At 45.9% G+C, this 6,930-nt stretch carries 6 protein-coding genes; 3 read left to right on the top strand and 3 right to left on the bottom strand.

Going from position 1 to position 6,930, the window contains the following annotated elements:
• Positions 1–254 precede the first annotated feature (254 nt).
• Entirely contained in the window at positions 255–437 is a 183-nt protein-coding gene (locus CVV54_07125) for a hypothetical protein (protein ID PKL04263.1), read from the top strand.
• Between the two features lie 38 nt (positions 438–475).
• On the opposite strand, the gene CVV54_07120 is transcribed toward CVV54_07125, so the two are convergent.
• Positions 476–1,465, bottom strand: coding sequence for a peptide transporter (locus tag CVV54_07120; GenBank protein ID PKL04262.1), 990 nt, complete (start codon positions 1,463–1,465; stop codon positions 476–478).
• 59 nt (positions 1,466–1,524) lie between these two features.
• A complete protein-coding gene (locus CVV54_07115; protein ID PKL04261.1) occupies positions 1,525–2,421 on the bottom strand; it encodes a hypothetical protein in 897 nt (298 codons plus the stop codon).
• 177 nt (positions 2,422–2,598) lie between these two features.
• Here CVV54_07115 and CVV54_07110 point away from each other — a divergent pair, with 177 nt between their 5' ends.
• Positions 2,599–3,603: a proline racemase gene (locus CVV54_07110; protein PKL04260.1), complete on the top strand. Its 1,005-nt coding sequence runs from the start codon at positions 2,599–2,601 to the stop codon at positions 3,601–3,603.
• A 98-nt stretch (positions 3,604–3,701) separates the two neighbouring features.
• Entirely contained in the window at positions 3,702–5,939 is a 2,238-nt protein-coding gene (locus CVV54_07105; GenBank protein ID PKL04259.1) for a hypothetical protein, read from the top strand.
• A gap of 30 nt (positions 5,940–5,969) precedes the next feature.
• On the opposite strand, the gene CVV54_07100 is transcribed toward CVV54_07105, so the two are convergent.
• Entirely contained in the window at positions 5,970–6,848 is an 879-nt protein-coding gene (locus tag CVV54_07100) for a phosphoserine phosphatase (GenBank protein PKL04258.1), read from the bottom strand.
• Positions 6,849–6,930: the final 82 nt, after the last annotated feature.

Genomic DNA, 6,930 nt, shown 5'->3' with positions numbered 1-6,930 from the left:
ACCCATCGGCGAAGATGGTGTAATGGGGTAGATCGATATTACTTCATTGACTGCGTGAGCAACGTAAGCTGCCGCTTCGTTGCCGTCAAGTGTTACCATCTTCCTCTTTGTCATTGCAGTTACCTCCTCATATTTTTACTGAAACACGGACTGGAACCGTATCTATTTCCAGTTATTTCAGCCGCCAATTTATTAATTATCACATAAAAGGAGTGAAAAACATATCAGTAATTTGCATCATAAGAAGATATCAGTTGAAACATCACTATTCTCAAGCTAAAAATGCAAAACACATAGACGTCGATATCCTCTTATCGGATTTGTACACAGAGGACAGCTTCAGGAAGAAAATCTCCGTACTGCAAAGAAACAAAGGACCCCTCCTGTCCGTGATCGGTCTCCCGGAACAAGAAGGGTCTGTTCTTCTGGTTGTTTAATATCGGATCTTACATCGGACAGGTCATAAGTGATCAGATCACAGTTTCAGCATTGTCCCGGCATTTTGGGCTGCTGCCTTTTCGAGGATCAGCTTCGCTGTCATGACGTCATGGCTGGCGATCCCCATAAAGAGACACGTCCTGCGGCCTTCCCTGACCGGCGCAGCCTTTCCTGAGACCACTTCTCCCATGTCCGCATATATTTCTTCTGAAAGCGGGTATCCGTTCTGGAAATAGACACCGTGCTCCTGCGTCCACAGATACTGGTTCCGGTCGTCGCACACAAAGACCCTTCCCTTATTTACGACATCTGCCGCAAATGTCGAGTCGTAGTCGCTCGTCATGCAGAAGACATCCTTTTTCAGCATATCTGCCGTTATGATCCTGTTCGGTTTCTCGAGTATCGGCGCACAGGTCGTTACTACGTCAGCGTCTTCGCAGGCCTTTTTTATGTCGGGGCATACCACGAATTCAACGTTGGGACAAACGCCCTTCATTGCTTCGATATATCTGTCAGCCTGTTCAGGCATTGGATCATAGAGTTTTACTGTCTTCATTTTGGGAAGCACTTCTTTGAATGCCCGCAGGGTTATCTTACCTATAGTTCCAAGACCTGCCACTGCGACTACTTCCGCATCAGGGTCAGCAAAATACCTGGCTCCAAGCCCTGCCGCCGCACCTGTTCTCCATGTAGTCATCCAGTTGCAGTCCATAATAGCTTTGACTACCCCAGTCTCAACATCATTGAGGATAAAAACGCCATTGTTGTAGGGCAGTTTTTTCTGGAGATTGCTCGGAAAGCCTGCGACCCATTTTATTCCTGCCATATCGACTTCCCCGCCGATCCAGCATGGCATCGCGTGCATATAGCAGTCGTGCCTGGGGTGTACTCCGATCTTTGCAGGAAGTTCTGTCTTCTTTTCGCCGTTCATTTTCCAGCCCGTTTCCACATGATCCATTACTTCCTTCATTGTGATACCGAGGGACTCAACATCTGCCTGAGAAATAAAACGAACATCGTACGCCATAACAAAAACGCCTCCCCTATAAGTTTTCCCGGTATGCCGGGTCATGTACTGCTAAGAACTCAGGGTAAAAGATCCGGAAGATAGACATTGTCTGATACAAATATTTTTTCACCCTTAAAAAGACGGTTCCTTGATTCAATACGTTTTCTGCAGCCCTCTTTGTCAGCGAGCCAGACACCGTACAGTATCGAATGGATGACAGACATCACTCCCGCACAGGGATCAATGAATGAAATAAACTTCTGCGGCACTATGAAGAACGGATCACAGTACTCAGCAATGGGTGAAGCAATGGAATCCGAGATACCGATCATTCCCATGCCTCTTTCTTTCATAACTTTTACTATCGACTGAGTCTTTATCGGATACCTTGGAAAACTGAAAACAAAGGCAGCAGTCCCTTCAGGAGCATCAAGCAACAGGTCCATATCATAAATATCTGTTCCTTTGATGACAGCGACATTCTTCTTCATGGTCCCAAGGAAATAACCCGCATACTCCGCAAGGAATGAATTGCTCCCTGTTCCTGAAATGATAACGGCAGGCGCATCTGATATCATCCTCACCGCTTCGTTGAAGTCATCTCTCTTTATCAGACGATATGTGTCGTCCATGAGAGTCCTTTCCATTTCAAAGACAGTATCGAAGGGCGACGTGCCCTCTTCTCTTACGCTCTTCGATGAATAGATCTCCAATGTTTTTGGAGCGCTCTTTTCAATTTCTTCCCTCAGTGCGGCCTGAAGTTTTGAGAAAGATCCATACCCGAGCGCCTGTGCAAACCTGACTACTGTCCCCTGTCCTGTTGAAGTCAGCCTTGCAAGCTCAGCCAAAGTAACGTAAGCCAGAGATTTATATGAAGAGAGTATGTAACTGCCTACGACTCTCTGCGCAGGAGAGAAAAGTTCGTATTTTGACCTTATCCGTTCAAGAAGCTGCATGCTTTCATCGCTGTCCATGGAGTATTTTCTCCTAAGTTTGCAAAATATGGAGCATTTATTCCGACTAAATATTAGTTCGGTAGTTCTGATTTGTCAATCAAAATATTTTTTATTATGACCAAAGATTGCAGAGACTAATTTATTGTGTTAGCATCTGAACCAATTAAATCCAAAAATGAAAAGAGTGGATGTCATATGAAAGTCACAAAAATGGTAGCTGCGATAGATTCCCACACCTGCGGAGAACCGACAAGGATAATAATTGGAGGTGCTCCGATATTTAAAGGGAAGACCATGTCCGAGAAGTGGAAAGACTTCTGTGATAATCACAACGACTTCCGCCGTTTCATAATGACAGAGCCTCGAGGCCATGCGGACATGTTTGGAGCGATAATGGTCCCGCCGGTAAACCAGGACGCACATACAGGGGTCATATTCTGCGATTCGGGCGGCAGCGTATCGATGTGCGGGCATGGTTCGATAGGGCTTTCTTCGGCAATGGTAAATCTTGGCATGGTAACGGTCACCGAACCGGTGACCGAGGTAAAACTCGACACTCCTGCCGGTATAGTCACAATGTCGGTCAATGTGAAAGACGGAGAAGCAGTCTCGGCGACACTCAAGAACGTTCCGGCCTTTGTTTTCGCAAGAGATCTTGACCTCTACCTGCCATCGATCGATAAAACAGTTAAGTTCGATATAAGCTTCGGAGGAAGTTTTTTCGCGATCCTGAAAGCTGAGGATTTCGGTTTTGAGATCGTTCCTTCAGAAGCCGCTGCTATCACAAAGATGGGTCTCGAAGTTATGGAAGAGGCAAACAAACAGCACAAGGTACAGCACCCCCTCATCCCTGAAAACAATAAGGTACTGCTCGCAGAGTTCGGTATCCATAAAAAAGGGGAAAACGCCAGGAACTGCGTAATATTCGGGGCTAAAAACGTAGACAGGTCCCCCTGCGGGACCGGAACGTGCGCGAAAATGGCACTGCTCGCTGCAAAAGGAGAGCTCAGACCCGGTGAAAAGTTCCTGCACGAGAGTATCCTGGGAACCGTCTTCGAAGGCCACTATGAACCTGGGCTCAAGGTAGGAGATTTTGACGCCGTCCAGCCATACATTAAGGGCGCTGCGAACATCACAGGTTTCAACTGGCTTGTTCAGCAGGACAGCGATTCTCTGCTCCCGGGCTTCCTTCTCGGATAAGCCTTTTAAGGATACTGAAAAACACAGAAAGGGACAGCCTGATGATTATCTGTGTCTGTCCCTTTCTGTTTTGGATAATTAATGTAAAATAGCAATGTATGTGGTACCCAAAAGCTGTAACCGCGGGGGGAACTTTCGTGAGAAAGACGGCCATAAAATCAATAATTTTCTTTTCATGTTTTTTTCTTGCATTTTTATTGCTTCTCATCTTTTCGCCAATATCGCATGCTGAGTCCCTTGCGGATGTTAAAAGAGAGATCGTAGATTACCAGTCACAGCCTTTGGAAAGAACAAAAACTCTCAAGTCCGAAGTCCTTAAAATACAGGGACTGGAAGAGGGCCTTGCCAGACAGTACAGCATTCCCGTCTCGCAGGTCATAAACTACGAGATGATGCTTGAAAACAACATACATGTATACCACAGCATCTATTTCCTTCAGAAACAGGGTACTGCAACTTCACAGTTTATCCTTGAAGAGGGCAGACTCGAAGAACTGGCCGAAAAAACACCTCCATACTCATTCCTCCTCTACCTCGACTTCCTCGAAGACGTAGAAAACTACCTCAACGAAGCAGACAGATACAAGCGCCTGATAGAAAAAACCAAAACCGCGATCCTGAGAAACAATGGAGAGAGGGATGAGGCAGAAAAAAAGTTCCGCCTTGTAAACGACCAGCTCTCAAGAGTCAGCGGAAACAACCTGACCAACAGCTGGCGCATGAGGGAGATAATGGCGAAGTTAGAAGAATGTACTGCAATAAATACACTTAATACCGCTACTTTGTCGCTCGCCGAAAAAGAACTGAACGACACAGAGGGCAAGATAGCCATTATCGGACCAATGCTTGAAAACATAAGGAAAAATATCAAGTTCAACAGTGAAGATTTCGTCTTCCTTAACTCCATGGTGATAGAAAAAACCAGATCTCTTTACGACACTATCTCCGTGCTTGAAAAAAAGATAGATCCTGCGGGTGAGTTCAGTGATGATTCAACTGAAATGACTCAGTTTACAAGATTTTGGATCGCTAATGAGAAACAGCTGGTCAGGGACGAGATACTGATGATCCTGGAAGTCATCGAAAAATTGACCTCACTCAGGTCAGTATGGAGAGGTATGCAGGATCTCCTAGAAGGAAACCTTGATCTTTCGAGACAACAATTTATCATCTCTAAAACAAATGACTACATTGATGACATCAATGCGAATATCACCCTCTGCGTGGATGCAATACAGACGATCAGGGAGACAGAACAGGCAGTCAAGAGAAGGTTCAGCGGCGAGAGCCGGTTGATCACCGAAGGTGACGCCGTGAATAGGGACAAGTTCCTTGATAACCTTGCTGTCAGAAAAAAAAGATACCTCTCATACCTTGTGGACCTGGGAATGATAAGGAGCCAGTACATGGATCTACGAAAAGAATCGCTGCGCATAACCGGGACACAGGGCAATGAAGACAAGATGAACTTCTTCTGGGGAAACAATTTTTCAAGGATCAAGGAGACCGAGCTCTGGCATGTGGGTGAATACCCTGTAACAGTTGGCAAGTTTTCTTTTGGACTGATGATATTCCTTCTCGGCATAGCCATAACCAGGTATTTTGCTTATGTCTTCAGGAAAAGGACATCTGACGGACTGAGCATGAGCAGGCACAGCAGCCTTATCATTCAAAAATTCATCTACTATACAGGCGTGATCATTTCAACTTTCTTCGGCCTCTGGAGCCTTCACATCCCCCTCACCGCCTTCGCCTTCCTCGGAGGCGCTGTTGCAATCGCAGTCGGTTTTGGCACACAGAAATACACCGGCGACATATTCAGCGGCATGATACTCCTTTTCCAGAAAAAAGTCCGTATCGGGGATGAAGTCATAATCGCCGAAAGAAGAGGAATAGTCGAGGAGATAACGCTCCAGAACACCGTTGTAAGGTGCGACCAGAGCAACCACCTCATAATCCCCAACAGCAAGGTCCTTGAGGGGGCAATAGTTAACCTGACGCTCAACAACTCCTTCACAAGGACAGAGGTAAAGATATCCGTGGCATATGACACTGACATAGAACAGGCGATGTCGATCATGAGGGAGATACTGAGCAAAGATAAAAATGTCCTGAAATCGCCTCCATACAAGATCCTTTTCGAGAATTTCGGCGAAAGCGCACTAGACCTGACTGCCCAGTTCTTTGTGGACATAAAGGAAAATATCGAAAGGGACGTCAAGAGCTCTATCCGGCATAAGATGCTAACTGCATTCAACAGCGCAAAGATTGAAATACCTTTCCCGCAAAGGGATGTTCACATCAAAAACGAAACAAAGGATCCCAACGATAAATGAGGACACGTATGTTAATTGTATTTTATCCTTTTAGTTTTCAGTTCCGGCCTCTTCTGATTCAGGGCTGACGGATTTAGTAAGCATATAAAGCCTGTACGAAGCTGAGACCATGTCTATTATCGAAGATGTGTATTTGAACATCTTCGAGTTTTTTGTGTAGACGCCTTCCGCGATGAAGTTGACCCGTCCGTCGCGCAGGAGCCTGAGGGCGTAATCCCGGCTCTCCTCCCTCTCCTCGCAGTACACAGCTATCGAATGTCCTCCCTGGTTTTTCACAAGTTTCATGCAGGGCACGTCAGTGCTCCCGTCACCTATGAAGAGCATCCTTGAAAAGGGGATCCTGCGGTCTTCTTCAGCGACAAATTCGTTGATGGACTGGTTATCTGTTATGCTTTCGATCCCTTTGTTTATCCTGTAGAGATACTGGGTCTTGGTCGTATAGTTGACTGCATTTGCCGGCCAGATCGCGACATCATGCTGATCATATATAAATGAGCTCGCGTATATCGCCTTGACATGTCTGCTTATCGGAGTACCCTCTATCATCTCTCTGAGACCTGAGGATATTATGTAATGTTCAAGCCTGACCCCCTTATTTTGTGCATATTCGTTTATCTCGCTAAACCAGCTTTTTACTCCTCTGAAAAGGTCTACGGACTTTCCATATTTTCTGAAGGCGCTTTTTGAGATCTGAACCTTTCCTGAGAGCCTTGCTTTGTCGAGCATCAATTTCATGTATGCCAGTATCGGATCTGCCTCATGCTCTCTCGCCAGGTCGTTGGATTCCTTCCAAAAATCCATGGGGGCAATTTTCAGGTCGGGGAAAAAATCGTGTTCCTGCATATTTCCCGGGGCAAGTGTGCCGTCAAAATCGTAGCATATTGCCATTACGGGATCCGGATAAGTCATTTTTATACCCCCTGGTGATTTATTTGATCGGACAGCCGCCATACATTGGGCGCAATGTGATCAGATATAATTATACTATCTG

The organism is Synergistetes bacterium HGW-Synergistetes-1 (assembly GCA_002839185.1).
In the GTDB taxonomy this organism is placed as follows: Bacteria; Synergistota; Synergistia; order Synergistales; family Synergistaceae; genus Caenicola.
This window is presented reverse-complemented; position numbering and strand designations above follow the sequence as displayed.